At 68.4% G+C, this 23073-nt stretch carries 25 protein-coding genes; 15 read left to right on the forward strand and 10 right to left on the reverse strand.

All coding sequences use genetic code 11. The features are described from left to right. Positions 1-40: 40 nt before the first annotated feature. The 5 genes from pdxH (at position 41) to AC3ANX_RS18060 (ending at position 3698) form a co-directional block, all read left to right on the forward strand. Positions 41-619 (forward strand): pyridoxamine 5'-phosphate oxidase, encoded by a 579-nt coding sequence (gene pdxH, locus AC3ANX_RS18040; protein WP_488334609.1) that lies wholly within the window; start codon positions 41-43, stop codon positions 617-619. A gap of 8 nt (positions 620-627) precedes the next feature. Then, positions 628-1545, forward strand: a complete 918-nt coding sequence (locus AC3ANX_RS18045; protein WP_488334610.1) for a cation diffusion facilitator family transporter — start codon at positions 628-630, stop codon at positions 1543-1545. Further along, positions 1542-2336 carry a PhzF family phenazine biosynthesis protein gene (locus AC3ANX_RS18050; RefSeq protein WP_488334611.1) on the forward strand — a complete coding sequence of 265 codons (795 nt, stop codon included), beginning with the start codon at positions 1542-1544 and terminating at the stop codon, positions 2334-2336. Before AC3ANX_RS18045 ends, AC3ANX_RS18050 begins: the two co-directional genes overlap by 4 nt. Then, positions 2333-2734 carry a DUF7079 family protein gene (locus AC3ANX_RS18055; protein ID WP_488334612.1) on the forward strand — a complete coding sequence of 134 codons (402 nt, stop codon included), beginning with the start codon at positions 2333-2335 and terminating at the stop codon, positions 2732-2734. Before AC3ANX_RS18050 ends, AC3ANX_RS18055 begins: the two co-directional genes overlap by 4 nt. A gap of 67 nt (positions 2735-2801) precedes the next feature. Continuing rightward, complete coding sequence (locus AC3ANX_RS18060) at positions 2802-3698, forward strand: SDR family oxidoreductase (RefSeq protein WP_488334613.1); 897 nt, start codon at positions 2802-2804, stop codon at positions 3696-3698. A 77-nt stretch (positions 3699-3775) separates the two neighbouring features. On the opposite strand, the gene mnmA is transcribed toward AC3ANX_RS18060, so the two are convergent. Next, a complete protein-coding gene (mnmA, locus tag AC3ANX_RS18065) occupies positions 3776-4885 on the reverse strand; it encodes a tRNA 2-thiouridine(34) synthase MnmA (protein ID WP_488336989.1) in 1110 nt (369 codons plus the stop codon). 145 nt (positions 4886-5030) lie between these two features. Between mnmA and AC3ANX_RS18070 the strand changes: the two genes are divergently transcribed. From AC3ANX_RS18070 to AC3ANX_RS18080, 3 genes are all read left to right on the forward strand, one after another. After that, the gene (locus AC3ANX_RS18070) at positions 5031-5258 is read left to right on the forward strand and encodes a hypothetical protein (RefSeq protein WP_488334614.1); all 228 of its coding nucleotides are present in this window, start codon (positions 5031-5033) and stop codon (positions 5256-5258) included. 99 nt (positions 5259-5357) lie between these two features. Next, positions 5358-5657 carry a CtrA inhibitor SciP gene (sciP, locus tag AC3ANX_RS18075; RefSeq protein ID WP_488334615.1) on the forward strand — a complete coding sequence of 100 codons (300 nt, stop codon included), beginning with the start codon at positions 5358-5360 and terminating at the stop codon, positions 5655-5657. A gap of 94 nt (positions 5658-5751) precedes the next feature. Further along, positions 5752-6003, forward strand: coding sequence for a GlsB/YeaQ/YmgE family stress response membrane protein (locus AC3ANX_RS18080; RefSeq protein ID WP_488334616.1), 252 nt, complete (start codon positions 5752-5754; stop codon positions 6001-6003). Between the two features lie 62 nt (positions 6004-6065). On the opposite strand, the gene AC3ANX_RS18085 is transcribed toward AC3ANX_RS18080, so the two are convergent. Further along, positions 6066-6788, reverse strand: coding sequence for an SIMPL domain-containing protein (locus tag AC3ANX_RS18085; RefSeq protein WP_488334617.1), 723 nt, complete (start codon positions 6786-6788; stop codon positions 6066-6068). 288 nt (positions 6789-7076) lie between these two features. Between AC3ANX_RS18085 and AC3ANX_RS18090 the strand changes: the two genes are divergently transcribed. The 3 genes from AC3ANX_RS18090 to AC3ANX_RS18100 all read left to right on the forward strand — a co-directional run bounded on the left by AC3ANX_RS18090 (position 7077) and on the right by AC3ANX_RS18100 (position 12820). Continuing rightward, a complete protein-coding gene (locus AC3ANX_RS18090; RefSeq protein ID WP_488334618.1) occupies positions 7077-8288 on the forward strand; it encodes an efflux RND transporter periplasmic adaptor subunit in 1212 nt (403 codons plus the stop codon). A 6-nt stretch (positions 8289-8294) separates the two neighbouring features. Next, a complete protein-coding gene (locus AC3ANX_RS18095) occupies positions 8295-11417 on the forward strand; it encodes an efflux RND transporter permease subunit (protein ID WP_488334619.1) in 3123 nt (1040 codons plus the stop codon). 143 nt (positions 11418-11560) lie between these two features. Then, complete coding sequence (locus AC3ANX_RS18100) at positions 11561-12820, forward strand: DUF445 domain-containing protein (protein WP_488334620.1); 1260 nt, start codon at positions 11561-11563, stop codon at positions 12818-12820. 67 nt (positions 12821-12887) lie between these two features. On the opposite strand, the gene AC3ANX_RS18105 is transcribed toward AC3ANX_RS18100, so the two are convergent. Then, positions 12888-13559 carry an HAD-IB family hydrolase gene (locus AC3ANX_RS18105; RefSeq protein ID WP_488334621.1) on the reverse strand — a complete coding sequence of 224 codons (672 nt, stop codon included), beginning with the start codon at positions 13557-13559 and terminating at the stop codon, positions 12888-12890. Positions 13560-13621: 62 nt separating this feature from the next. Here AC3ANX_RS18105 and AC3ANX_RS18110 point away from each other — a divergent pair, with 62 nt between their 5' ends. From AC3ANX_RS18110 to AC3ANX_RS18125, 4 genes are read left to right on the forward strand one after another with little or no spacing between them, the layout of a single operon-like run. After that, positions 13622-14731 carry an MlaE family lipid ABC transporter permease subunit gene (locus AC3ANX_RS18110; RefSeq protein ID WP_488334622.1) on the forward strand — a complete coding sequence of 370 codons (1110 nt, stop codon included), beginning with the start codon at positions 13622-13624 and terminating at the stop codon, positions 14729-14731. Continuing rightward, a complete protein-coding gene (locus AC3ANX_RS18115; RefSeq protein WP_488334623.1) occupies positions 14728-15555 on the forward strand; it encodes an ABC transporter ATP-binding protein in 828 nt (275 codons plus the stop codon). The genes AC3ANX_RS18110 and AC3ANX_RS18115 overlap by 4 nt, the downstream gene beginning before the upstream one ends. Next, a complete protein-coding gene (locus AC3ANX_RS18120; protein WP_488334624.1) occupies positions 15555-16514 on the forward strand; it encodes an MlaD family protein in 960 nt (319 codons plus the stop codon). The genes AC3ANX_RS18115 and AC3ANX_RS18120 overlap by 1 nt, the downstream gene beginning before the upstream one ends. Before the next feature lie 23 nt (positions 16515-16537). Continuing rightward, positions 16538-17134, forward strand: a complete 597-nt coding sequence (locus tag AC3ANX_RS18125) for an ABC-type transport auxiliary lipoprotein family protein (RefSeq protein ID WP_488334625.1) — start codon at positions 16538-16540, stop codon at positions 17132-17134. 134 nt (positions 17135-17268) lie between these two features. Here AC3ANX_RS18125 and AC3ANX_RS18130 read toward each other — a convergent pair whose 3' ends face one another. From AC3ANX_RS18130 to AC3ANX_RS18160, 7 genes are all read right to left on the reverse strand, one after another. Next, complete coding sequence (locus AC3ANX_RS18130) at positions 17269-18141, reverse strand: FAD:protein FMN transferase (RefSeq protein WP_488336990.1); 873 nt, start codon at positions 18139-18141, stop codon at positions 17269-17271. Positions 18142-18242: 101 nt separating this feature from the next. After that, positions 18243-19175, reverse strand: a complete 933-nt coding sequence (locus AC3ANX_RS18135) for a DUF4198 domain-containing protein (protein WP_488334626.1) — start codon at positions 19173-19175, stop codon at positions 18243-18245. Between the two features lie 13 nt (positions 19176-19188). Continuing rightward, complete coding sequence (locus tag AC3ANX_RS18140) at positions 19189-19683, reverse strand: DUF2271 domain-containing protein (protein ID WP_488334627.1); 495 nt, start codon at positions 19681-19683, stop codon at positions 19189-19191. 10 nt (positions 19684-19693) lie between these two features. After that, entirely contained in the window at positions 19694-20335 is a 642-nt protein-coding gene (locus AC3ANX_RS18145; protein WP_488336991.1) for a PepSY-associated TM helix domain-containing protein, read from the reverse strand. Between the two features lie 144 nt (positions 20336-20479). Then, entirely contained in the window at positions 20480-21013 is a 534-nt protein-coding gene (locus AC3ANX_RS18150; protein WP_488334628.1) for a response regulator transcription factor, read from the reverse strand. Then, the gene (locus AC3ANX_RS18155; RefSeq protein ID WP_488336992.1) at positions 21006-22298 is read right to left on the reverse strand and encodes an ATP-binding protein; all 1293 of its coding nucleotides are present in this window, start codon (positions 22296-22298) and stop codon (positions 21006-21008) included. The genes AC3ANX_RS18150 and AC3ANX_RS18155 overlap by 8 nt, the downstream gene beginning before the upstream one ends. Positions 22299-22342: 44 nt before the next feature. Then, entirely contained in the window at positions 22343-23056 is a 714-nt protein-coding gene (locus AC3ANX_RS18160) for an SURF1 family protein (RefSeq protein ID WP_488334629.1), read from the reverse strand. Positions 23057-23073 lie beyond the last annotated feature (17 nt).

Genomic DNA, 23073 nt, shown 5'->3' on the forward strand with positions numbered 1-23073 from the left:
GGAGGTTACACACGGGCCGTTCACGCGTTAAAGCCGCAGGATGAGCACCGATCCCTTCACCCTGTTCGACGCCTGGTACGCCGAGGCACGCGCGAGCGAGATCAACGATTCGAACGCGATGGCGCTCGCCACCGCCGATACGGACGGTCGTCCGGCGGTGCGGATGGTGCTGCTGAAAGGGCATGGGCGCGATGGCTTCGTGTTCTACACCAACCGGCAGAGCCGCAAGGCGGGCGATCTCGCCACCAATATGCAGGCCGCGTTGCTGTTCCACTGGAAGTCGCTGCGCCGCCAGATCCGCATCGAAGGCGCGGTGTCGCAGGTGACGGATGCGGAGAGCGACGCCTATTTCGCCACGCGCGGGCGCGATTCGCAGCTTGGCGCCTGGGCGTCGGACCAGTCGCGCCCGCTCGACGCGCGCGAGACGTTCGAGGCGCGTTTCGCCAAGATGGAGGCGCGTTTCGCCGGCGGCGAGGTGCCGCGCCCGCCGCATTGGGGTGGCTATCGCGTCACGCCCGATCGCATCGAATTCTGGCAGGATCGGGCGCACCGTCTCCACGAACGCCGGCTGTTCACCCGTACCGATGGCGGCTGGGACGAGGGCCTGCTCTACCCGTGAGCGGCACGATGCCCCTCGCCACGCGCGGCGCGCTCGCCAGCGTTGCGACGGCGTGCTTCCTGCTCGCGCTGAAGGGCTATGCGGCGTGGGCGACCGGCTCGGTGGCGATGCTCGGGTCGCTCGCCGACACCGCGCTCGATCTCGTCGCCTCGTGCGTCACGCTCTACGGCGTGCATCTCGCCGCGATTCCGGCCGATCACGATCATCGCTACGGCCACGGCAAGGCCGAGGCGCTCGCCGCCTTGTTCCAGGTCGCGTTGATCGCGGTGTCGGCGGTCGGCATCGCGGGGCAAGCGATGCGCCAGTTCGGCGCGCCCGCCGCGACGCATGACGCAGGCACCGGCATCGGCGTGTCGATTGCTGCGATCGTCGTGACGCTCGCGCTGGTGGCGTACCAACGGCGCATCATCGCGCAGACCGGCTCGGTCGCGGTCAGCGCGGACAACGTGCATTATCAGTCGGACCTGCTGCTCAACGTGTCGGTGATCGTCGCCTTGGTGCTCGATCAGGTGCTGCACATCCGCGGCGCGGACCCGGTGTTCGGGGTGCTGATCGCGCTGTGGCTCGGCTGGGGGGCGCTGCGTTCGGCAGGGAGCGCGATCGATCTGCTGATGGACAAGGAATGGCCGGTCGAGGAACGCGACCGGCTGATCGCGCTCGTCGCCGATCACCCCGAACTGCGGGGCTTGCACGATATCCGCACGCGCCGCTCGGGCACGCGCGATTTCGTCCAGTTCCATATGTACGTCGCGCCCGAGATGACCGTGGCCGACGCGCATGAGGTGGTCGAAGCGATCGAGGAGCGCATCCACGCCGCTTTCCCCAATACCGACGTGCTGATCCATGTCGATCCCGGCTGGCTGCTCGACGCCGACAACCCGCTGATCGAACCCGATGTCATCGCCAGCCCCAAGGAGCGCGCATGAGACTGCCCTTCACCCAGATCGACGCTTTCGCGACCCAGACGTTCGAGGGCAATCCGGCGGCGGTGATGCCGCTGACCGACTGGCTCGATGACGACACGCTGTTGCGCATCGCGGCCGAGAACAATCTGTCTGAAACCGCCTTCCTCGTCCCCGACGACAGCGGCGAGAGCGAGTTCGAGCTGCGCTGGTTCACCCCCACCAACGAGGTGGTGATGTGCGGCCACGCCACGCTGGCGAGCGGCCATTATGTGCTGTCCAGTGACAGCAACCTGACCTCGGTCCGCTTCCGTACGCGCAAGGCGGGTATCCTGTCGGTCGCGCGCGCGGGCGGCGGGTATGAACTGGCGCTCCCGGTCTGGGCGCCGACGCCCAAGCCGCTGCCCGAGATCGTGGCCGCACTCGGCGTGGACACCGTGGTCGAGACCCTGTGGCACGAACATCGCTACGGGCTCGTCATCCTTGAAACTGAGGCGCAGGTGCGCGCGGTCGCGCCTGATTTCCGCAAGCTCGCCGCCGAGGGCGACTGGCTCACCATCGTCAGCGCGCCGGGCGACACGACCGATATCGTCAGCCGCGCGTTCGCGCCGGGCGGCGGCATCGACGAGGATCCGGTGACGGGATCGGCACATGCGGTGGCGGTGCCCTATTGGGCCAAGCGGCTCGGCCGCGACCGCTTCACCGCCTGGCAGGCGAGCGCACGCGGCGGCCGGCTCGACTGCACGCTCGACGGGGACCGGGTCGTGCTGGGCGGCAATTGCGTGACGGTGATCGAGGGGACGTTCTTCCTGTGAAATCGGCGCTCGCCGACGACGAGATCGCGCGGCGCATGCCGTTGTGGTGCGCGTTGGCGGAGCTGTACCTCGATACCGACATGCCCGAAGTCTGGATTCCCGCCATTGCCGGCGTGATCCTCCGGGATGGATGGAGCCTCGAAGCCGCCGATCACGCGCTGCGCTGGGACGTGCGGCCTGCCTTCTGGCGCAATCTTGTCGCGATGGCGGGCGAATGGGCGGGCTCGCCCGACGACCATGTGCGCGAGCGCGTCCTCCTGGCGCGAGAGCCGGCCGGTCTGAAACGGCTGCTGTTCGGGCGAGACCGCTTCATGCCGCCCTACTGGCCGGAGATAACAGCCGAGGTGAAACGGCTCCGCAGCGGCGGTGGCAGCCTGTTGAACGCTATACCGGGATAATCTCTCGTCTTTTCCGGTGTGGCGGGCGCGCCGACATGGCGGCTCGAACAACACGGAGCGTCTCCCAATGCGCATATACCTTACCGGCGCGACCGGCTTCATCGGCTCGCGGATCGTGCCCGAACTCCTCGCGGCCGGGCATCAGGTGCTCGGCCTCACCCGCTCCGACGCGGGCGCGCGATCGCTCGAAGCGGCCGGGGCGGAGGCGTACCGCGGTACGCTCGAAGATCCCGCCGGGCTCGCCGCCGGGGCGGAGAGCGTCGATGCGGTGATCCACACCGCGTTCGATCACGACTTCGCCAACTTCGTCGCCAATTGCGAGAAGGACGCGCGCATCATCGCCGCGCTGGGCGAGGTGCTCAAGGGCTCGGACCGGCCGCTGCTCATCACCTCGGGCGTCGGCATGGGCACCACCGTGCCCGGCCAGCCCGCGACCGAGGCCGGGTACGCGGCCGAGAACCCAAACTCGCGCGTGCTGTCGGAGAAGACCGGCGTCACCCTGCTCGACGCCGGGGTGAACGTGTCGGCGATGCGGCTGCCGCAGGTCCACGACACCGTAAAACAGGGCCTCGTCTCGCCGTATATCGAGGCGTCGCGCGCGGCCGGGGTTGCCGGATATGTCGGCGACGGAGCGAATCGCTGGCCGGCGGCGCATGTCGATGATGTGGCCAGGCTCTATGCGCTGGCGATCGCCGCCGCCACGCCGGGCGCGCGCTACCATGCGGTCGACGAGGAAGGCGTGAGCGCACGCGCCATCGCCGAGGCGGTCGCGGCCGGGCTCGGCGTGCCGGCGCGCGCGCTCAGCCCTGAGGAGGTGCAGGCGCATTACGGCTGGCTCGGCATGTTCCTGGGGCTGGACATGCCCGCATCGAGCGCGTGGACGCGCCGGACACTGGGGTGGCAGCCGAGCGGGCCGGGCATGCTCGCCGACCTCGCAGCGATGGACTTCACGGCCGGACGATAAACACCCGTTCACCCCGAGCGAAGTCGAGGGGCCGCGCAGGTGTCTCGACTTCGCTCGACACGGACGGTTCCGACCCGCTACGCCGCGACCAGCGTGCGTTCGGTTTCCTCGATCCAGCCGCCGCCGAGCACGCGCTCGCCCGCGTACAGCACCGCCGCCTGCCCCGGTGCGACGCCATATTCGGGCGCGTCGAAGCGCACCGTGTCGCCGTCGAGCCGCGCCGGCACCGGCTTTGCGAGCGAGCGAACCTTAGCGGTGAGCGGCCCGGCGAAGTCGCCGCCCAACCAGTTGATCCCCGACAGCCGCGCCGCGCCCACGCCAAGCGCGGTACGCGGGCCGACCACCACCTGCCGGGCGGCTGCATCGAGGCGGATCACGTAGAGCGGCTCGGGCGTGCCGCCGATCTCCAGCCCGCGCCGCTGACCGACGGTGAAGTGGATCAGCCCCTTGTGCCGCCCGAGCACGCGCCCGGCCTCGTCGACGATCTCGCCGCTGGTATCCGCCTCCGGCCGCAGTTTCTTGACGAGCGAGGCATAATCGCCATCGGGCACGAAGCAGATATCCTGACTGTCGGGCTTCATCGCCACGCCAAGGCCCAGTTCCGCCGCCAGTTCGCGAACGCGCGGCTTGGGCATCCCGCCCAGAGGGAAGCGCAGATAATCGAGCTGCGCCTGCGTCGTCGCAAACAGGAAATAGCTCTGGTCGCGCGCCGGATCGGCGGCGCGGTGCAGTTCGGCGCCGTGCGCGCCCTCCACCCGGCGCACGTAATGGCCGGTGGCGAGGCAATCAGCGCCGAGATCGCGCGCGATCTTGAACAGATCGGTGAATTTCGGCCCCATGTTGCAGCGGACGCACGGGATCGGCGTGCGACCGGCAAGATATTCGTCGGCGAACCCGTCGATCACGTCGGCGCGGAAGCTGCTTTCATGATCGAACACGTAATGCGCGATGCCGAGCCGGTCGCACACGCCGCGCGCATCGCGGATGTCGCGGCCCGCACAGCAGCTTCCCTCGCGCCCTACCGCCTCGCCGTGATCGTAGAGCTGGAGCGTAATGCCGATCGTCTCCGCACCGCTGCGCGCGGCCAGCGCCGCCACCACCGACGAATCGACTCCGCCCGACATGGCGACGACGATACGGCGACCGGACAGATCGGCCCCGAGTTGAAAATCGGCTTCGGACAACATGGCCGCCAGATAGGCGCTCACCGGGGCGGATGCAAAGCGTCGCACCTCCGCAGTTTTTCTTCGCCAGCTTTACCAGCCCTTTAGACGCTTTGATTACAAGCCTCCCATTCCCGGAGTGATCGGGATTGTTGGGAAAGCGTCGTTTGTGGATCTGAGTTTCTCCCGGTTCGAACACGACAGCCGGGTCACGGGGCTTCCCCCGGACCTGGCGGTGCTGATGGTCGGCGTGGCCGCGCGTCAGGCCGCCAGCCCGACCGCGATGATCCACGCGCGCCTGTTCGCCGTCGAGGCGGCGGCGGGGGCGTTCGCACCGGCATACGGCGCGTTCAATGCACGCGTCGCCGAGATGTTTACCCGCTGGAAGGAGGAGTGAAGGCGGCGTTTACCGCGCTGCTTTAACCGCCCTTCAAACCCGGCAAGTTATTGCCGTTTCGAGTGAGAACGGGGGCCCCCCGCCCCGATCGAGGTAGTCATGATCGAGAACCAGAAGATACGTCCGGCCAAAGTCATCGGCCCGCTCGGGGAACCGCTGACGCTCGAGTCGCTGCCTCCGCCCGAAACGACCCGTTGGGTCGTGCGCCGCAAGGCCGAAGTGGTCGCCGCCGTCAACGGCGGGCTGCTGAGCGTCGATGAAGTCTGCGAGCGCTACAACCTTACCGTCGAGGAGTTCGCCGGCTGGCAGCGTGCGATCGATCGGTCTGGCATGCCCGGCCTGCGCGTCACGCGCATCCAGCATTACCGCTCGCTCTACGAGCGCCAGCAGAAATACTGATTGCGACGAGACGTGTACCGGATGCGGAACAAACCATCTTCATGATCGTCTTACTTCATGTCAACCCCGTCGGTGGGGAACAATGGAGGGACTTATGGGACTCATCATCTGGCTCGTGGTAGGTGGCGTTGTAGGCTGGCTGGCCAGCCTGGTCATGCGGACCGACGCTCAGCAGGGCATTCTTCTTAACGTCGTCGTCGGCATCGTCGGCTCGGTCATCGCCTCGTTCATCTTCGGCGGCGGCATCAACCAGGTCATTACTGTCACGACCTTCATCTATTCGTTGATCGGCGCGATCATCCTGCTCGCGATCGTCAACCTCGTGCGTCGCGGTTCGCTGCGCTAAGCGCGCGACCGGATTCCGGGACATGTACGGGCCGTGCGGTTCATGCCGCGCGGCCCGAACTGTTATTTGAGCAGGAACCGCACCGCCAGCGTGACCGACACGCGCGATTCACCCGCCGCGATCGGGGTCGGCGCGGCCTTGGCGGCGCGCAGGAACACCACCGGCCCCGGGGTCGCGCCGTCGTTCGAGCCGTTTTCGGTGATCGACACGATCCGCGCCACCGACAGCCCCGCGGCCTTCGCGTACAGTTCCGCCCGCGCCCGCGCGATCTTCACCGCCGCCGCGCGTGCTTCGTCGAGCGCGGCATCGGGATCGTCGATCGCGAGCGCCGGCCCGTCGATCTGGTTCGCGCCCACCGCCGCCAGCGTGTCGAGAATGCCGCCGGCGCGCGCGATATCGCGGAAGCGCACCGCCACCGAATTGGTCGCCTGATAGCCGGTGATCGCGGGCGGCTGCCCCTCGGCATAGCGGTATTGCGGCGCGAGGCTGACGGTCGCGGTCTGGAGATCGCGCGGCGCGACCCCCGCCTTCCTGAGCGCGTCGATCACGCGCGCCATCGCCTTGGCATTGTCGGACAGTGCGGCCGCCGCGCCCGTTCCTTGCGTGACGACACCGGCGCGGATCGTCGCGACATCGGGCGCGCGCGTCGTGCTGCCCTCCGCCTGCACGTCGAGCAGCGTGCCGTCGGGGAGGATCGCCCCCGTCGCCGGCGCGGTCTGCGCGGTCGCGGGCAGCGCGACGCAGGACAGCGCCGCCAGCGTGACGGCATGAAAGTGAAAACGCATCGTGAGACTCTCCCGGTTGGCGGGCGGCAAGGCCCGGTCCGGACCTGTTCGCACGGCACCGGACAACCGAGGATGAACGGCGCGCCCGTCCCGGAAGAAAGCGCGAAACGGCAGCGGGTGTTGACAATATGCAACAGAAATCGCCGCGACACGACCCAAGCGATATTGCGGCAGCCTCGCGAACCCGGCATTCTCGCAACGCCGCATGAGAGCGCTTGAGCGCGGTGCATTATTCGCTTAATACAGCCTGTAGTGCGCGGCAGCGGCCGGGGCGAGGACGTGACAGAGATGAACTACGAGACGCCGTTGTTGGACAATGACGGCACGCTTGCCCTGCCCGCGCCCGAGCGACGTTCGCGCCGCGCGCTGACGATCGTCGCGGCGGTGGCGATCCTCGTCGCGCTGGTCGCGGGCTGGTGGTGGATGCACCGCAAACCCGCCGCCAAGGCCGCGCCGGTCGAGCAACTTCCCACCGTCACCGTCTCGGCACCCGGCCGCTCGACCGTGTCGCAGGTCATCTCCGCGACCGGCACGCTCGCCGCACGGCGCGACATGCCGGTGGGCGTGGCCGGCGAAGGCGGCATGATCACGCGCGTGCTGGTCGAGCCAGGCCAGTGGGTCACCAGGGGGCAGGTGCTCGCCACGATCGACCGCGCGGTGCAGACGCAGACCGGCGATTCGCTCGCCGCGCAGATCCGCGCGGCCGAGGCTGATGCGAGCATCGCCAAGTCCAATTACGACCGCGCGCAGGCGCTGGTCGATCGCGGTTTCATCTCCAAGGCCGATCTCGAAACCAAAGCGGCGACGCGCGACGCGGCGGATGCGCGCGTGAAGGTCGCGCGCGCGACGTTGAAGGAACAGCTCGCGCGCAACGGCCGGCTCGATATCCGCGCGCCGGAAACCGGGCTGATCCTCGCGCGCGGCGTCGAGGCCGGGCAGATCGTCGGTTCGGGATCGGGCACATTGTTCCGCATGGCCGAGCGCGGCGAGATGGAGATGCGTGCGCAGTTGAGCGAAGGCGATCTCGCCGCGATCCACGTCGGTTCGGTCGCGACGGTGCGCCCGGTCGGCAGCGCGACGAGCTATCAGGGGCAGGTCTGGCAGATTTCGCCGGTGATCGACCCGCAGACGCGGCAGGGCATCGCCCGCATCGCGCTCCGGTACAATCCCGCGCTGCGCCCCGGCGGCTTCGCGGCGGCGGAGATCGGCGGCGGCTCGACACGCGCGCCGCAACTGCCCAACTCGGCGATTCAGAGCGACGATCGCGGCAATTTCGTCTATGTGCTCGACGCCAACAACAAGGTGGCGCGCCGCGACGTGACGGTGGGCGACGTTTCGGACAGCGGCGTCGCGATCGCCAGCGGGCTCGACGGCAGCGAACGTGTCGTGCTGTCGGCGGGCGCCTTCCTCGCGCCGGGGCAGAAGGTCATGCCGATCGTGCAGAAGCCGGTCGCGCAGGCCCCTGCCGTTCAGCCCCCCGCCCCGACCAAGCGCGGCTGACGCAGGATGGGCTTCCGCAACATCTCGGCCTGGTCGATCCGCAACCCGGTTTTCGCGATCGTCCTGTTCTTCATGCTGAGCGTGGCGGGCATCGTCAGCTTCATCAAGATGGACGTCAACAACCAGCCGGACATCGAATTTCCCGTCGTCATCATCGAAGTGTCGCAGCCCGGCGCCGCGCCGACCGAACTGGAGACGCAGGTCACGCAGAAGGTCGAGGCGGCGGTGCGCAGCCTCGAGGGCATCGACGAGATCGACTCGACCGTCACCGAGGGCGATTCGGAGACGGTCGTCCAGCTCAACATCGGCACTCCGATCGACCGTGCGGTCGAGGATGTGCGCGGCGCGATCCAGCAGATTCGCAGCAACCTGCCCGACGGCATCCTCGAACCGCAGGTGATCCGCGCCAACACCACCGGCAACGATCTGGCGAGCTACGCCGCGATCGGCACCGACATGACGGTCGAGCAGCTAAGCTGGTACATCGACAACACCGTCACCAAGGAACTGCTGTCGGTTCCCGGCATGGCCGCGGTCGATCGCAACGGCGGCGTCAGCCGCGAGATCCGCGTGATCCTCGATCCGCTCAAATTGCAGGCGCAGGGCCTCACCGCGAGCGAGGTCAACGCGCAGCTTCGCCAGGTCAATCTCAACGCCGCGGGCGGCCGTGCGGAGATCGCCGGGTCCGAACAGGCGGTGCGCGTGCTCGGCAACGCCAAGAGCGCCTATGATCTCGGCCAGACGCAGATCTCGGTCGGCGGCGGGCGCTCGATCCACCTCTCCGACATCGCCGACGTGCGCGATCTCTACGCCGAACAGCGTACGTCGTCCGAGTTGAACGGCCGGCAGGTGCTGAGCTTCGACTTCCAGCGTTCCAAGACCGGGTCGGACGTCAACGTGTTCCACGGCGCGGTCAAGAAGCTCGCCGAGCTCGAGAAGCGCAACCCCAAGGTCAAGTTCAAGATGATCTTCAACTCGGTGAAATACACCGAGGCGCAATATCATTCGGCGATGGAGGCGATGGTCGAGGGCGCGTTGCTCGCGGTGGTCGTGGTGTTCATCTTCCTGCGCGACTGGCGCTCGACGATCATCTCGGCACTGGCGATCCCGCTGTCGGCGATCCCGAGCTTCTGGTTGATGGACCTGATGGGCTTCACGCTCAACAACATGACCTTGCTTGCGCTGAGCCTCGTCGCGGGCGTGCTGGTCGACGATGCGATCGTGGAGATCGAGAACATCGTCCGCCACATGCGCATGGGCAAGACCGCCTACCAAGCCTCGATCGACGCGGCCGATGAGATCGGGCTCGCCGTGCTGGCGACGACGATGGCGATCGTTGCGGTGTTCCTGCCGGTAGGGCTGATGCCGGGCCTCGCGGGGCAGTTCTTCAAGAATTTCGGGCTGACCGTCGTCGTGTCGGTGCTGATGAGCCTTGCCGTCGCGCGGCTCATCACCCCGATGATCGCCGCCTATTTCCTCAAGTCGCACGGCCATGCCAGCCACGGCGAGGGCAGACTGATGGACGCCTATATGGCGACCTTGCGCTGGACGCTGAAGCATCGCTGGTCCGCGATCGTCGGCGCCGCGGTCGCGCTCGGGCTGACGGTGGTGTGCTTCTCGATGATCCCGCAGACCTTCCAGCCCGATCAGGACAACGACAGCAGCCGCGCCAATATCGAGATGGTGCCCGGCACCACGCTCGCGGAGACGCAGGTGATGGTGCGGCAGGTCGCGAGTTTCCTCGGCAAGCAGCCGGAGGTCGACTCGACCTATTCGCGCGCGCTGGTCGGCAGCGGGCGCGTCACCGCGATCCTGAAACCGCGTGGGCAAGGCCGGGACCTGACCAGCGTGCAGTTCGAGCGCAAGCTTGCGCCGCAACTCGCGCGCTTCGCCGATGCGCGCGTGTCGTTCCAGTCGGGCAATGGCTGGGGCAGTTCGGGGCGCGACTTCACCGTCACGCTCGGCGGTGACGATCCCGCCGTGCTGGTGAAGGCCGCACAGACGCTCGTCACGCAGATGTCGAAGGTGCCCCAGCTCGTCGCACCGCGCATCGCCGGCGATCTCGAGCGGCCCGAGATCGTCATCCGGCCGCGCATGGATCTCGCCGCCAGCATGGGCGTGACGACCAGCGCGCTGTCGACCGCGATCCGCATCGCGACGCTCGGCGATATCGACCAGAACAGCGCGAAATTCTCGCTGTCGGACCGTCAGGTGCCGATCCGCGTCGCGCTCGCGCAGGATTCGCGCCAGAAGCTGTCGACCATCAAGAACCTGCCCGTCTCCACCGCCACCGGCGGCTCGGTACCGCTCGGCCTCGTCGCCGATATCGGCTTCGGCGCCGGCCCCACCAAAATCGAGCGCGTGGCGCAGCAGCGCCAGATCACGATCGGCAGCGATCTCGCCCCCGGCGTGGTGAGCGGCACCGCCAGCAAGCTGGTCCACGATCTGCCGATCATGAAGACGCTGCCGCTCGGGGTGAAGGAACTCGTCCTCGGCTCGTCGAAATGGCAGCAGGAGATGATCTCCAACTTCATCGTGGCGGTGTTCGCGGGCGTGTTCCTGGTGTTCGCGGTGCTGGTGCTGCTCTACCAGCGGCTGCTGCCGCCGTTCGTCAACATGGGCTCGCTGATCCTCGCGCCGCTTGGCGGATTGGTGGCGTTGCTCATCACCGGCTATCCGATCTCGATGCCGGTCTATATCGGCATGCTGATGCTGCTCGGCATCGTCGCGAAGAACTCGATCCTGCTGATCGACTTCGCGCTCGAGGAGATGAAGCACGGCGTGCCGGTGCGCACCGCGATCCTCGACGCCGGGCACAAGCGCGCGCAGCCGATCGTGATGACCACGGTCGCGATGGTGGCGGGCATGCTGCCGACCGCGTTCGGGCTCAACGGCGACACCTCGTTCCGCGCGCCGATGGGCGTCACCGTGATCGGCGGGCTGACGCTGTCGACCATGCTCACGTTGCTGATCGTGCCGGCGCTGTTCAGCCTCGCGGTCGGGGTCGAGCGCTGGGCGGGGCCGCGGCTCGGGCGGCGGCTGCTCACCTATCGCCCCGGCGACGACGGCCACCCGCCGCTGATCGAGCATGACGACAAGCCGCTACTCCCACAGCATCCGGCCGAGTGAAATCGCCGTCGCCCCGGCGCAGGCCGGGGCCGCTGCGTGGCTTGGCGAGCCATGCGCCCCAAATGTAGCGGCCCCGGCCTCCGCCGGGGCGCCGATTGTGGTGCGGACTTGAACTATCCGGCGCGTCGGGCTTTTCGTACCCGATGATAACGCCCCGCCCGCCGCGCACCGAAGCCGCCCCGCCGGGCCTCGTCCGCATGCGGCTGATCGCGACCGGGCTGCTGATCGCGATGGCGGCGGTGTTCCTCGTCGCGCGCACGCAGAACGCGCACTCGCCCGGCTGGGGCTTCGCGCGTGCGTTCGCGGAAGCGGCGATGGTCGGCGGCCTCGCCGACTGGTTCGCGGTGACCGCGCTGTTCCGCCACCCGCTTGGGGCTCCGATCCCGCACACCGCGATCATCCCGCGCAACAAGGATCGCATCGGCACCACGCTCGCCGCGTTCCTGCGCGACAATTTCCTGATTCCCCGCGTCGTCGCGCGGCGGATGCTGCGGCTCGACGTCGCGGGCGCGGCCGGGCGCTGGCTCGCCGAGCCGCTGGCGCGCGACGGGCGGATGGCGCGCGGGGCGGCCGCGCTCGCCATCCACATGCTCCAGGCGCTCGACCAGCAGCGGCTCGGCGGGATGGTGCGCACGATGATGGGCACGCGCCTGCGCGAGCTGGACGTCGCGCCGCTGCTCGGCCAGGCGCTCACCGCCGCGATCGCCGAGGGGCGTCACCTGCCGCTGCTCGACGGCATCGTGCGCTGGGCGGCGCGCGTGCTGGAAGCGAACGAGCATCTCATCCGCGCGATGGTGCATGAACGCGCGGGCTCGATCCTGCGCTGGACCGGGCTTGACGAGACGCTCGCCAACAAGATCATCGCCGGGCTGAACGGGCTGCTCACCGAAATGGCCGACAATCCCGAGCATCCGCTCCGCGCCAAGGCCGAGGAAGGTCTCGCAGGGCTTGCGCACGATCTCGTCCATTCGCCCGAGATGCAGGCGCGGGTCGAGGGCATCAAGGCCGAGATCATCGCCAATCCGGCGATGCAGCGCTGGCTCGACGGGCTTTGGGAACAGGCACGCGGCGGCATGCTCAGGATGGCGCGCGACCCCGACCGGGTGATGCAGGGCCCGATCGGCGATGCGCTGCGTCAGCTTGGCGAGACGCTCCTGCGCGAGGCTTTGTTGCGCAAGACCATCAACCGCTTCGTGCGCCGCACCGTGGTCGGCATGGCTGCGCAGTACGGCGACGGCATCGTCCGGCTGGTGTCGGAGACGGTGAAGGGTTGGGACGCAGGCACGATCACGCGCCGGCTGGAGAATGCGGTCGGGCGCGACCTGCAATATATCCGCGTCAACGGCACGCTGGTCGGCGGGCTGGTGGGCCTCGCGATCCATGCGGTGGATGTGGCGCTGTGAATGCCACACACGTCACCCCAGCGTTCGCTGGGGTGACGGCTGTTGATCGGGCGATGCGGGGCTACCCTCACCGCTCCCAATCGACCACCGTCCAGCCTCGCTCCGTCGCGAGCGTGCGCAACAGGCCGTGCGGGTTCACCGCGAACGGCTCGTCCGCCCATTCCAGCGTCGGTGCGTCGGAGACATGGTCCGAATAGAAGCGGATCACCGACTCGCCGCGCGTGATCCCCTCGCCCGCCATCCACGCCTCGATCATCCGGAGCTTGCCCGCGCCGTAGCAATTCTCGCCGGCGATTTTGGCGCGCACCCGGCCGCCTTCGCGCACCACTCCGGTGCCGATCACGTCGTCGAAGCCGAGCCGCTCGGCGATCGCGCGCGCGTAAAAGGCGTAGGAGGCGGTCGCCAGTACGATCCGCCGGCCCGCCGCCCGGTCCGCCGCGATCTGCGCGCGCGCGCCGGCGTAGATCCCGTTTGCCGCCACCGGTTCCGCAAACGCCGTCACCGCGCGTGCCGCATCCGCGTCTGCCCACGCATCGCCCAGCATCAGCCGCTGCGTGACCTGCTTCAATCCGGCACGGTCGACCAGCTTCAGCGCATAGCCGAGCGTCGCCACCCCGGCGAGCGGCAGCAGCGCCAGCCGCCACGGTTTTTGCGCGCGCGCACTGGCGACAAGGAACGAAGTCCAGGTCGGCGCGTAGGTGATGGTCTTGTCGAGGTCGTATATGGCGATTGCGTGCATCGTCTCATCCTAGCAACAGCGCGGCTTGCCGTTCCAGCGCGATTGCAGCAAAGATGCACGCGATGACCGATCCCGCCGCTTTCACGCACGAACGCTCCGGCGAGGGCGATGTCGTCCGCTTCACCGGCAGCCTGTCGCTCGCCCAGATCGGCGATCTGCCCGATCGGCTGCGTGCCTATGACGGCAAGGTGAGCGCGCTCGATCTCAGCGGGATCGAGCGGATCGATACCGTCGGTGCGTGGCTGATCCACCGTTTCGCCGCGCAGCACGACGCGCGGATCGAAGGGCTCGATCACGACGGGCAACATCTGCTCCAGCAGGTCGAGGCGGCCGACCAGCCGGTGGCGATCCGCCCCGTCCCGGTCGCCGGGCTGACCCGCGTGATCGGCGAGATCGGCGATGCGGTGGTGGCGACCGGCAAGACGCTGCTCGGGCTGCTCGGCTTTTTCGGCGCGACCATCATCGCGTTGTGGAACATCATCATCCGCCCGTCGCGCTTCCGCTTCAACGCGACCGTCACGCGGTTCGAGGTGGTCGGCGTGCGCGCGCTCGGCATCGTCGGGCTGATGAGCTTCCTGATCGGCATCGTCATCGCGCAACAGGGCGCGGTGCAGCTCCGACAGTTCGGCGCGGAGGTCTATACGATCAACCTGCTCGGCCGGCTCACCTTGCGCGAACTCGGCGTGCTGATGACCGCGATCATGATCGCGGGCCGCTCGGGCTCGGCGTTCGCGGCGCAGCTCGGCACGATGAAGCTGACCGAGGAGATCGACGCGATGCGCACCATCGGCGTCTCGCCGATGGAGGCGCTGGTGCTGCCGCGCGTGATGGCGGTGGTGGTGATGATGCCGCTGCTCGGCTTCTACGCCTCGCTGGTGGCGATCATCGGCGGCGGGCTGCTGTGCTGGGTGTCGCTCGGCATCCCGCCCGTCACCTTCGTCCAGCGACTGCGCGAAGTGGTGCCGATGACCGACCTGTACGTCGGGCTCATCAAGGCGCCGGTGTTCGGCGCGATCATCGGCATGGCGGGCTGTTTCCAGGGCATGCTGGTCGAGGGCGATGCCGAACAGGTTGGCACGCGCACCACCGCGGCGGTGGTGCAGGGGATTTTCATGGTGATCGTGCTCGACGCGTTCTTCGCGGTGTTCTTCACCTGGGTGGGCTGGATATGACGACGCGCCCCGCCCGTGACGACCGGGACGACGTGATCGTCGTGCGCGGCCTGCGCAATACGTTCGGCGAGCAGGTCGTCCACGACGGACTCGATCTCGAGGTGCGGCGCGGCGAGATCTACGGCGTGGTTGGCGGTTCGGGCACGGGCAAATCGGTGCTGATGCGGTCGATCATCGGCCTGCAAAAGCCTGACGCGGGCGAAATCCACGTCCTCGGCGACGCCACGATCGACCGCGAGGAGACCGACATGGTCGACCTGTCGAAGCGGTGGGGCGTGCTGTTCCAGGGCGGCGCTTTGTTCTCGACGCTGACGGTCGCGGAGAACGTGCAGGTTCCCTTGCGCGAGTTCTACAAGGCGCTGCCGCCCTCGCTGCTCGACGAGATCGCCGCGTACAAGGTGGTGATGACCGGCCTGCCTGCGGACGCCGGCCCCAAATATCCCTCGCAATTGTCGGGCGGCATGAAGAAGCGCGCCGGCCTCGCCCGCGCGCTCGCGCTCGATCCCGATCTGCTGTTCCTCGATGAGCCGACCGCCGGGCTCGACCCGATCGGTGCTGCCGCGTTCGACGATCTCATCAAATCGCTCCAGCGCACGCTGGGGCTGACCGTGTTCCTCATCACGCACGATCTCGACACGCTCTACGCGATCTGCGACCGCGTGGCGGTGCTGGCGGACCACAAGGTGATCGCGGTCGGCACGATCGACGAGTTGCTCGCCACCGATCATCCGTGGATTCAGGAATATTTCCGGGGGCCGCGCGGTCGCGCAGCGAGCGCCACGGTGGACCATAATGCGGCGAACGAGCCAGGGACGGAAAGCTGATGGAAACGCGCTCGAATCACGTCCTTGTCGGCACGGTGGTGCTGATCCTGCTCGCGGTGATGGCGGTGTTCCTCGTGTGGATCGCGGGCTTCGGCTCAGCCACCGACAAGGAATATGACATCTTCTTCAAACAGTCGGTCGACGGGCTGGCGAAGGGGTCGGCGGTCGCCTTCTCGGGCGTGCCGAAGGGCGAGGTGAAGGAGATCGCGCTCACCAACGACCCGCAGTTCGTGCGTGTGCGGGTCAGCGTCGATAAGGACACGCCGATCCTGGTCGGCACCACCGCGACTATTCAGGGCAGCTTCACCGGCACCAGCACGGTCCAGCTCGACGGCGCGGTCAAGGGTGCGCCGCCGATCGCCTGCCCGGAGACCAACCCGCTGCTCGATTGCCCCAACGGCGTGCCGACCATTCCCGCCAAGGCGGGCGGTCTCGGCGCGCTGCTCAACTCCGCGCCGAAGCTGCTCGAACGCATCTCGACCTTGACCGAACGGTTCAACGAACTGCTGTCGGACAAGAACCAGCAGTCGATCACCGGCATCCTCGCCAACACCAACCGGCTGACCGGCGCGCTCGCCGATCGCGGGCCGGAGATCGCCGCGACGCTCGCCGAGATGCGCACCACGCTCAAACAGGCGAGCGACGCCGCCAAGCAGATCGGCGATCTCGCCGGATCGACCAACTCGATGATCAACGAGGACATCCGCCCGGCGACCAAGAACCTCGGCCAGACGGTGGCGGCGGCGCAGCACAGCATGGAGACGCTCGATGCGGCGGTGTCGGATGCGCGGCCGGGGCTGAAGGCGTTCTCGAAGGAGACGATCCCCGAGGTCGGCGCGCTCGTCCACGATCTGCGCCAGATGTCGCAGGCGCTGACCGCGGTCGCCGAGAAGCTCGATCGGGGTGGCGCAGGGTCGCTCGTCGGCCAGCCCAAGCTGCCCGACTACAAGGGTAAGTGATGGATCAGCAGATGAGGTATCCGATGCGTTCGCTCCCCCTGAAGGCGCCTCTCGCGCTCGCCGCACTGGCATCGCTGTCGGGCTGCATCAGCCTGTCCCCGAAGCCCCCGGCATCGCTGCTGACGATCACCGCGACGTCGGCGCTGCCGGTCGGGCAGGCACAGACTTCGGCGACCGAGCCGACCATCGTCATCCAGGTGCCCGCCGTGTCGCAAGCGCTCGCGGGCAACCGCATCCCGGTGCAGGTCAACGACACCTCGATTGCCTATGTGCCCAAGGCAATGTGGGTCGAGCCGCCCGCGCGGCTGTTCGCGCGGTTGATGTCGGACACCGTGACGGCGCGCACCGGCCGCGTCGTGCTGAGCGTCTCGCAGTTCCGCGCCGATCCGGGCGCGCGGCTGTCGGGTGAATTGCGTAGCTTCGGCATCGACTCCGGCACCCGTCAGGCTGTGGTCGCCTTTGACGGGTCGCTGATACGCGACGACAAGAACGTGATCGAAAAGAAGCGCTTCTCCGCGAGCGTGCCGGTGGCGACGATCGACGCGAACGGCAGCGCGGCGGCAATCAACCAGGCGGCCAATCAGGTCGCGGTCGAAGTGGCGGACTGGGTGGGGAAGTAAGCGCCAGCGCCCTCGAACGAAGAACCGACCGCCCCCCAAAAAAAACGTCATCCCAGCGAAAGCTGGGATCTCCCCGGGGCCGGGCGCGCACCATCACTGGGAAACCCCAGCTTTCGCTGGGGCGACGCTTGTCGCTAGTCCAGCATCGCCGCAAGCGCCGGGCTGAACCACTCACGCATACCCGACTCCTCGCGGAACAGGCATCGCGCGGCCAGCCCCTCGCGCACCGCGACACCCGCCACCACGCCGGGTCCGAGCACGGTGAGCGCGCTCGCCCAGGCATCCGCCAGCATCGCCGAGTCGTGCAGCACGCTGACCGACATCACGTCGCGCACCGGCTGGCCGTTGCGTGGGTCGATCGTGTGCAGTCCGCGCACGTAATCGCCCGAGGTCGCCACCGCGAGGCCATGAAGCGCCACCCGCAACGGCGCCACATCCGCGCCCGGCGGGGTTTCGAGATCGACCCACCACGGCTGACAATCGGGCCGCACGCCGAACCCCCGGCACTCGCCGCCGATCTCGACCAGCGCGTGCGCGACATCCTGCTCCCAAAGCAGGCGCGCCACTGCATCGACCGCATAGCCCTTGGCGATTCCCGACAGATCGAGCGCGACCCCGCCGGGCTGATGCAGCCATCCATCCGCGAACGTCAGCCGCCGCCAGCCCGACAGCGCGAGCGCCGCCGCGACCCCGTTCGCATCCGGCACCTGCGCATGCGGCTGCGCGCCGAAGCCCCACAGATCGACCAGCCGCCCCGCCGCCGGATCGAACGCGCCGTCCGAACACGCCGCCACGTCCAGGCCGGCCGCCATCACCATGGCGAAATCAGTCGGCAGCCGCGTCCAAGTCCCCGCCGCCGCGCGGTTGAAGCGGCTGAGCAGCGAGTTCGCCTCCCAGTGGCTCATCTCCGCGACCAACCCGGCCAGCCGCCGTGCGATCGCCACGCGCAGCGCCGCCGTATCGACACGCGCGGGAACGACGAGGCGCACGCGCCACACCGTCCCCATCGTCTCGCCGATCAGGTCGATCGCCGGCGCGGTGCGATCGACGCGGGCGAACGCCCGCGCGTCGAGGTCGCGCGGGATCGCCAACCGTGGCTCGCGCGTGGTTACGGCGCGATCACTTCAAGCGTGGCGGTGTAGCTCATGCGCCGCTCGCCGGCGCGCGGCTCGCTCGGGTGCGCGTCGGTAGTGGTGGCGTTGAGCCAGTACATCGCCGCCATCGGCCATTTCACCTCGGCGACGCCGTCCACGCCGGTCGTCACCTCGAATGTGCCGTCACTGTCCCGGAAGCGTGCGCCGCCGGGGATCAGCGTGACCTTGAGGCCCGACGCCGGCTTGCCGTCGACGAGGAAGCGGAACTTCGCCGCCTCGTTCGAGAACAAGGCGTCGGGATGCGTCACCGGCACCATCTCCAGCCCCTTGCCGCTGGTCTGGAACACCGAGGTGGTCGGCGCGCCAGCGGTGACGAAGACAGTGTTCTGCGACACGACCTCGGTCAGCTTGATGTCGGTCGCGTCGGTGGGAATTTCGGCGATGGTCGCGACGCTCGGGCGTGGCTGGAAGCCGGCCGGACGGCCCTCGCCGCGTGCACCGGCGGGGCGAGCACCACCGGCGGGGCGCGCGTCGCCACCGGGGCGACCGGCACCCGTGCCACCGGGGCCGCCCGGCCCACGCCGCCCGCCGACACGCCACTCGACGTCGCCGACCTTGAAGCTGCCCATGATCGTGGTCTGCATCGTGCCGATCTTCCACGTCCCCGGCTTGTCGAGCTGCACATCGAACACCGAACGCGAATGGAGTGTCGCGGGCGTCTGGGGCTCGACCGTCGCGCCGTCGGGCGCGGTGATCTTGAGCGCGTCGAGCCGCAGCGCGTGATCGGCGACGAACACGTCGTTCGAAACGCCCGCGTCGATCGTCACCCAGTTGCTGTTGCCGGAGACGCTGGTGGTGGAGGGAAGCAGCCAGAGCCGGTCGGCCAGCGCCGGCGTGGCGAGCGAGAGCAAAGCGGCCGAAACCGCGAGGCGGGGAAGCATGCGCATCCTGTCGATCTCCTCAGCGAACGGTGACGGCGCCGAGTTCGGTCTTGCCCGCAGCGTCAGCAGGCTTGGCGGGCACGGTCAGCGGAACCGACACCAGCTCGCGTCCGCCCGCTTCGCGCGCCGCCTCGACATACAGATTGTACGCGCCGCTCTTGAGGTTCGCAGGCAGCGGGATCTTGTAGGTGCCGGGCGCGCGCGTCGCGCCGCTCAGGCCGTCGGCGGGCAGGTTGAGCATGCGCCCGCTCTTGCGCCACCAGCTCCGCACGTCGGCGAGCCACTTGGCGCCGCCATTGTTGGGCTTGCGCAGATCGTACCACACGAACACCGTCTGCGCCGCGCCGCCGCCGACCGGCTCGACCCACGCCGCGACATAGGGCTTGTGGTATTCGGCAACCGATTTCTGCGGCAACGTGACGCTGATCGTGCCGGCAGTCGCAGGCGCGGCGAGCATGCCGGCGAACGCCGGCGGGGCCAGCACACCGGCGATGAGGAGAGGTGTCGTGCGCATGGATGGCCCCTTAGTGGATGAAGATGATGGCGAGGATCGCCGGCAATGCGAGGCCGAGCGCGACCATCGGCCACGTCAGCGGTCGCCTTCGCGCGTGCAACTGGAGCAGCAGCAGCCCGGTCAGCGAGAACAGCACGCAGGCGGCGGCGAACACGTCGATGAACCAGAACCATACCGCGCCGGTGTTGCGGCCCTTGTGGAGATCGTTGAGGTACGAGATCCAGCCGCGATCGGTGATCTCGGACGTGGCCGCGCCGCTCGCGCGCGTCACGCTGATCCACGCGTCGCGCCCCGGCCCCGGCATCGCCACATAGACCTCGTCGTCGGACCATTCGCCCGCGCGGCGGTGCGCGTCGAGGTGGAGCAGCGGCGCGAGGTAATCAACCACCGCATCGGGCAGCGGCGCATCGCTGGCGTGTTTGCCGGCGAGCAGGTGGAGCAAATGCGGCGGCAGCGTCGCCTTGCCGTCGGTGACGACAGGCTTGGTGGTGATGCTCGAAGCATGGTTGAGCGTGATGCCGGTGATCGCGAACAGCAGCATGCCGACCAGCGATACCGCCGCGCTGATCCAGTGCCAGGTGATGAGTTGCTTCATCCACCACGCGCGGAACTTCGGCTTCGGACGCGGTGGCGCGGCGGCGGGTGCGCGCATGCCGTGTTCGGCCGAGCCTTGCTTCACGAAACCGTCCATGCCCACGTGCCGTCCACCCTGATAGACGATCGTCCTAGGGTTTATGCGAGTGCCTCGCAATAGCTAAATAGGTCTGAAAGCGGGCGTATCCGCGTGCGCGAGCGGCTATTTGACCTGCTGTTTCTCGAGCTTTCGCGCCAGCGTGCGCCGGTGCATCCCCAGCCGCCGCGCGGTTTCGGAAATGTTGAAGCCGGTTTCGGCCAGCACCTCGTGGATGCGTTCCCATTCTAGCGTCTTGATCGAGGTGTGCCGCTCGCTGATCGGCGCGTCGATATCGCCGGGGGTCTTGCGGAATGCCGCCTCGATATCGTCGGTGTTCGACGGCTTGGCGAGGTAATGCGAGGCACCGAGTTTGATCGCCTCGACCGCCGTCGCAATGCTGGCATAGCCGGTCAGCACGACGATCAGCATCGCCGCATCGTGCGCGTGGAGCGTCTTCACGCAGGCGAGGCCCGAGGCCTGCCCCAGCTTGAGATCGACCACCGCATAGCCCGGCCGATGCTCGACGAGCAACGCATCGAGCGCGTCCGGGCTGGCGGCGGTCAGCACGGTATAACCGCGCCGTTCGAACGAGCGTTTCAGCGTGCGCGCGAAGGCATCGTCGTCCTCAACGATGACGAGCAGGCGTTCGTCACTCATCATCCTCTCCGTCGCCCTCGAACGCGAGCGAGGCGATCGGCAGCCGCATCGTCACCTCCGCCCCGCCGCCCTCGCGATTCTTCGCCGCCACCGACCCACCGAGATTGCGCATCACGTTCACCACCAGGAACAGGCCGAGCCCGCCGCCGGGCCGCTGCTTGGTGGACTGGTACGGCTTGCCGAGATTGGCAAGCATCGCGGGCGCGAAGCCCGGCCCCCGGTCGCGCACGGTCAGCCGGATCGCATCGCCCTCCCGCGCGATGGCGAGCGACAGGCCGTGCGGCGACACCTCGGCGGCGTTGTCGAGCACGTTGCAGATCACCTGCTTCAGCGCAGTGTCGGAGACGATCGGCAGATCGGGCCCGAAATCATTGTCATAGGTGAGTGGAGCGGTGCCGCGCGCCGCCCAATATTCGACCAGATCGTCGAAGAAGCCGTGGACGCTGGTGATCGCGGGCGCCTCGCCCCGCGCCTCCCCCGCCGACATCAGGATGCCGGTGACGATCGCCTTGCAGCGTTCGACCTCGGCCTGCATCTCCGCCATGTCCTGCGCGAGCTGCGGATCGGCGGCGAGGCGCGGCATCCGCCGCCAGTCGCCGAGGATCACCGCCAGCGACGCGAGCGGCGTGCCCAGTTCGTGCGCCGCGCCCGAGGCGAGCAGCCCGATCTGGATGATATGATCCTCGTCCGCCGCGCGCTGGCGCATGTCCGCGACGAACGCATCACGCGCGCGCAGGTTGTAGCTGACGCGCGTGACGAACAGCACGAGCAGCACCGCGACCAGCACGAAACAGGCGAGCGCGCCGACGATGTGCAGCCCGAACGGATCGGTCGCGAGGTGGAGCGGCAGCGCGAGCGGGCGGAAGCGCCGCATCAGCAAGACGAACGCGAAGCTGGTGACGAACACCAGAGCCCAACTCGACCAGCGTTCGAGCAGAATCGCGCCGAGCACCACTTGCAGCAGGAACAGCGACACGAACGGGTTGGTCGCGCCACCGCTGAGATACAATTGCGAGGTCAGCGCCGCGACGTCGAGCAGCAGCGCGGCGAACAATTCGCTGTTCGAGATCTCACCGCGCTGATGCACCAGATACAGGCTGAGCAGGTTGAACGCGACCAATGCCGCAAGCACGCCGACCATCGCGTTGAGCGGCAGCGCGATGTGCAGCCCGAAGTGGACGACCAGGATCGTCGCCAACTGACCAAGCACCGCCAGCCAGCGCAACTGGACGAGCAACACCATGTTCTTGCGCCCGGCCGCGTCGGCGGAGAGCAGCGCCGTCATCAGCGCGGTGCGCGTCGACTCGCGCGGGGGAGCGGCCTCGACCGTCACCGCGCGCGGCGCAGGCGGCGCTCATCGCGCACCACGATGCCGACGCCGATCAGGACCAGCAGCGCGAGCCCGAACCACGTCAGCGCATAGACGAGGTGGTTGTCGCTGAACGTCACCACCGTCAGCCCGCCGACCGGGCCGCCGCGCTCCGACGACGCGGCGTCGGCATCGACGAAATAGGGCGCGACCCTGCCGAGCCGCTTCGCGCGCGCAATCGCGGCGATATCACGCGAGAACCAGTGGTCATGCGCGGGATCGTTGGCGCGCAGGAAGCCCCCACCCGGCTCGGTGACGCGGAGCAGTCCGGTGACATGGACCGGCCCGGCCGGCGCGGGCGCCGCAGCGCGCGGCACGAACCCACGATTGACCAGCACGACGAAGCCGCGATCGGTCCGCAGCGGCGACAGCGCCCAATAGCCGCCACCACGCGCGGTCAGCGCCTTCACGAAAGTCTCTCGGCCCTGCACGTAGCGACCGGTTAGCGCAACGCGCCGATAGGCATCGGCAGGGGTGAGGGCGGGCCAGCTCTCCGGCCCCGGCGCTGCGACCGGGGCGGCATGGATGCGCGCATCGACCTGCGCGATCAGCGCGTGCTTCCACGCGCGCCGCTCGATCTGCCAGACGCCCAGCGCGACCAGACCTGCGAACAAGACCGCGGCGATGCCGCCCAGCAGGGCGAGCGTCGCGCGCGAACGGGGCGGCCGCTCCACCGGGCCGCCGCCGTGGA

This window comes from Sphingomonas sp. BRN-1R, assembly GCF_057748035.1.

Excerpts from the sequence above, each read along its gene's own strand:
- pdxH (WP_488334609.1), top strand. The coding sequence starts at position 41 with ATGAGCACCGATCCCTTCACCCTGTTCGACGCCTGGTACGCCGAGGCA.
- AC3ANX_RS18045 (WP_488334610.1), top strand. The coding sequence starts at position 628 with ATGCCCCTCGCCACGCGCGGCGCGCTCGCCAGCGTTGCGACGGCGTGC.
- AC3ANX_RS18050 (WP_488334611.1), top strand. The coding sequence starts at position 1,542 with ATGAGACTGCCCTTCACCCAGATCGACGCTTTCGCGACCCAGACGTTC.
- AC3ANX_RS18060 (WP_488334613.1), top strand. The coding sequence starts at position 2,802 with ATGCGCATATACCTTACCGGCGCGACCGGCTTCATCGGCTCGCGGATC.
- mnmA (WP_488336989.1), bottom strand. The coding sequence starts at position 4,885 with ATGTTGTCCGAAGCCGATTTTCAACTCGGGGCCGATCTGTCCGGTCGC.
- sciP (WP_488334615.1), top strand. The coding sequence starts at position 5,358 with ATGATCGAGAACCAGAAGATACGTCCGGCCAAAGTCATCGGCCCGCTC.
- AC3ANX_RS18080 (WP_488334616.1), top strand. The coding sequence starts at position 5,752 with ATGGGACTCATCATCTGGCTCGTGGTAGGTGGCGTTGTAGGCTGGCTG.
- AC3ANX_RS18085 (WP_488334617.1), bottom strand. The coding sequence starts at position 6,788 with ATGCGTTTTCACTTTCATGCCGTCACGCTGGCGGCGCTGTCCTGCGTC.
- AC3ANX_RS18090 (WP_488334618.1), top strand. The coding sequence starts at position 7,077 with ATGAACTACGAGACGCCGTTGTTGGACAATGACGGCACGCTTGCCCTG.
- AC3ANX_RS18095 (WP_488334619.1), top strand. The coding sequence starts at position 8,295 with ATGGGCTTCCGCAACATCTCGGCCTGGTCGATCCGCAACCCGGTTTTC.
- AC3ANX_RS18100 (WP_488334620.1), top strand. The coding sequence starts at position 11,561 with ATGATAACGCCCCGCCCGCCGCGCACCGAAGCCGCCCCGCCGGGCCTC.
- AC3ANX_RS18105 (WP_488334621.1), bottom strand. The coding sequence starts at position 13,559 with ATGCACGCAATCGCCATATACGACCTCGACAAGACCATCACCTACGCG.
- AC3ANX_RS18110 (WP_488334622.1), top strand. The coding sequence starts at position 13,622 with ATGACCGATCCCGCCGCTTTCACGCACGAACGCTCCGGCGAGGGCGAT.
- AC3ANX_RS18115 (WP_488334623.1), top strand. The coding sequence starts at position 14,728 with ATGACGACGCGCCCCGCCCGTGACGACCGGGACGACGTGATCGTCGTG.
- AC3ANX_RS18120 (WP_488334624.1), top strand. The coding sequence starts at position 15,555 with ATGGAAACGCGCTCGAATCACGTCCTTGTCGGCACGGTGGTGCTGATC.
- AC3ANX_RS18125 (WP_488334625.1), top strand. The coding sequence starts at position 16,538 with ATGCGTTCGCTCCCCCTGAAGGCGCCTCTCGCGCTCGCCGCACTGGCA.
- AC3ANX_RS18130 (WP_488336990.1), bottom strand. The coding sequence starts at position 18,141 with ATGGGGACGGTGTGGCGCGTGCGCCTCGTCGTTCCCGCGCGTGTCGAT.
- AC3ANX_RS18135 (WP_488334626.1), bottom strand. The coding sequence starts at position 19,175 with ATGCGCATGCTTCCCCGCCTCGCGGTTTCGGCCGCTTTGCTCTCGCTC.
- AC3ANX_RS18140 (WP_488334627.1), bottom strand. The coding sequence starts at position 19,683 with ATGCGCACGACACCTCTCCTCATCGCCGGTGTGCTGGCCCCGCCGGCG.
- AC3ANX_RS18145 (WP_488336991.1), bottom strand. The coding sequence starts at position 20,335 with ATGCGCGCACCCGCCGCCGCGCCACCGCGTCCGAAGCCGAAGTTCCGC.
- AC3ANX_RS18150 (WP_488334628.1), bottom strand. The coding sequence starts at position 21,013 with ATGAGTGACGAACGCCTGCTCGTCATCGTTGAGGACGACGATGCCTTC.
- AC3ANX_RS18155 (WP_488336992.1), bottom strand. The coding sequence starts at position 22,298 with ATGACGGCGCTGCTCTCCGCCGACGCGGCCGGGCGCAAGAACATGGTG.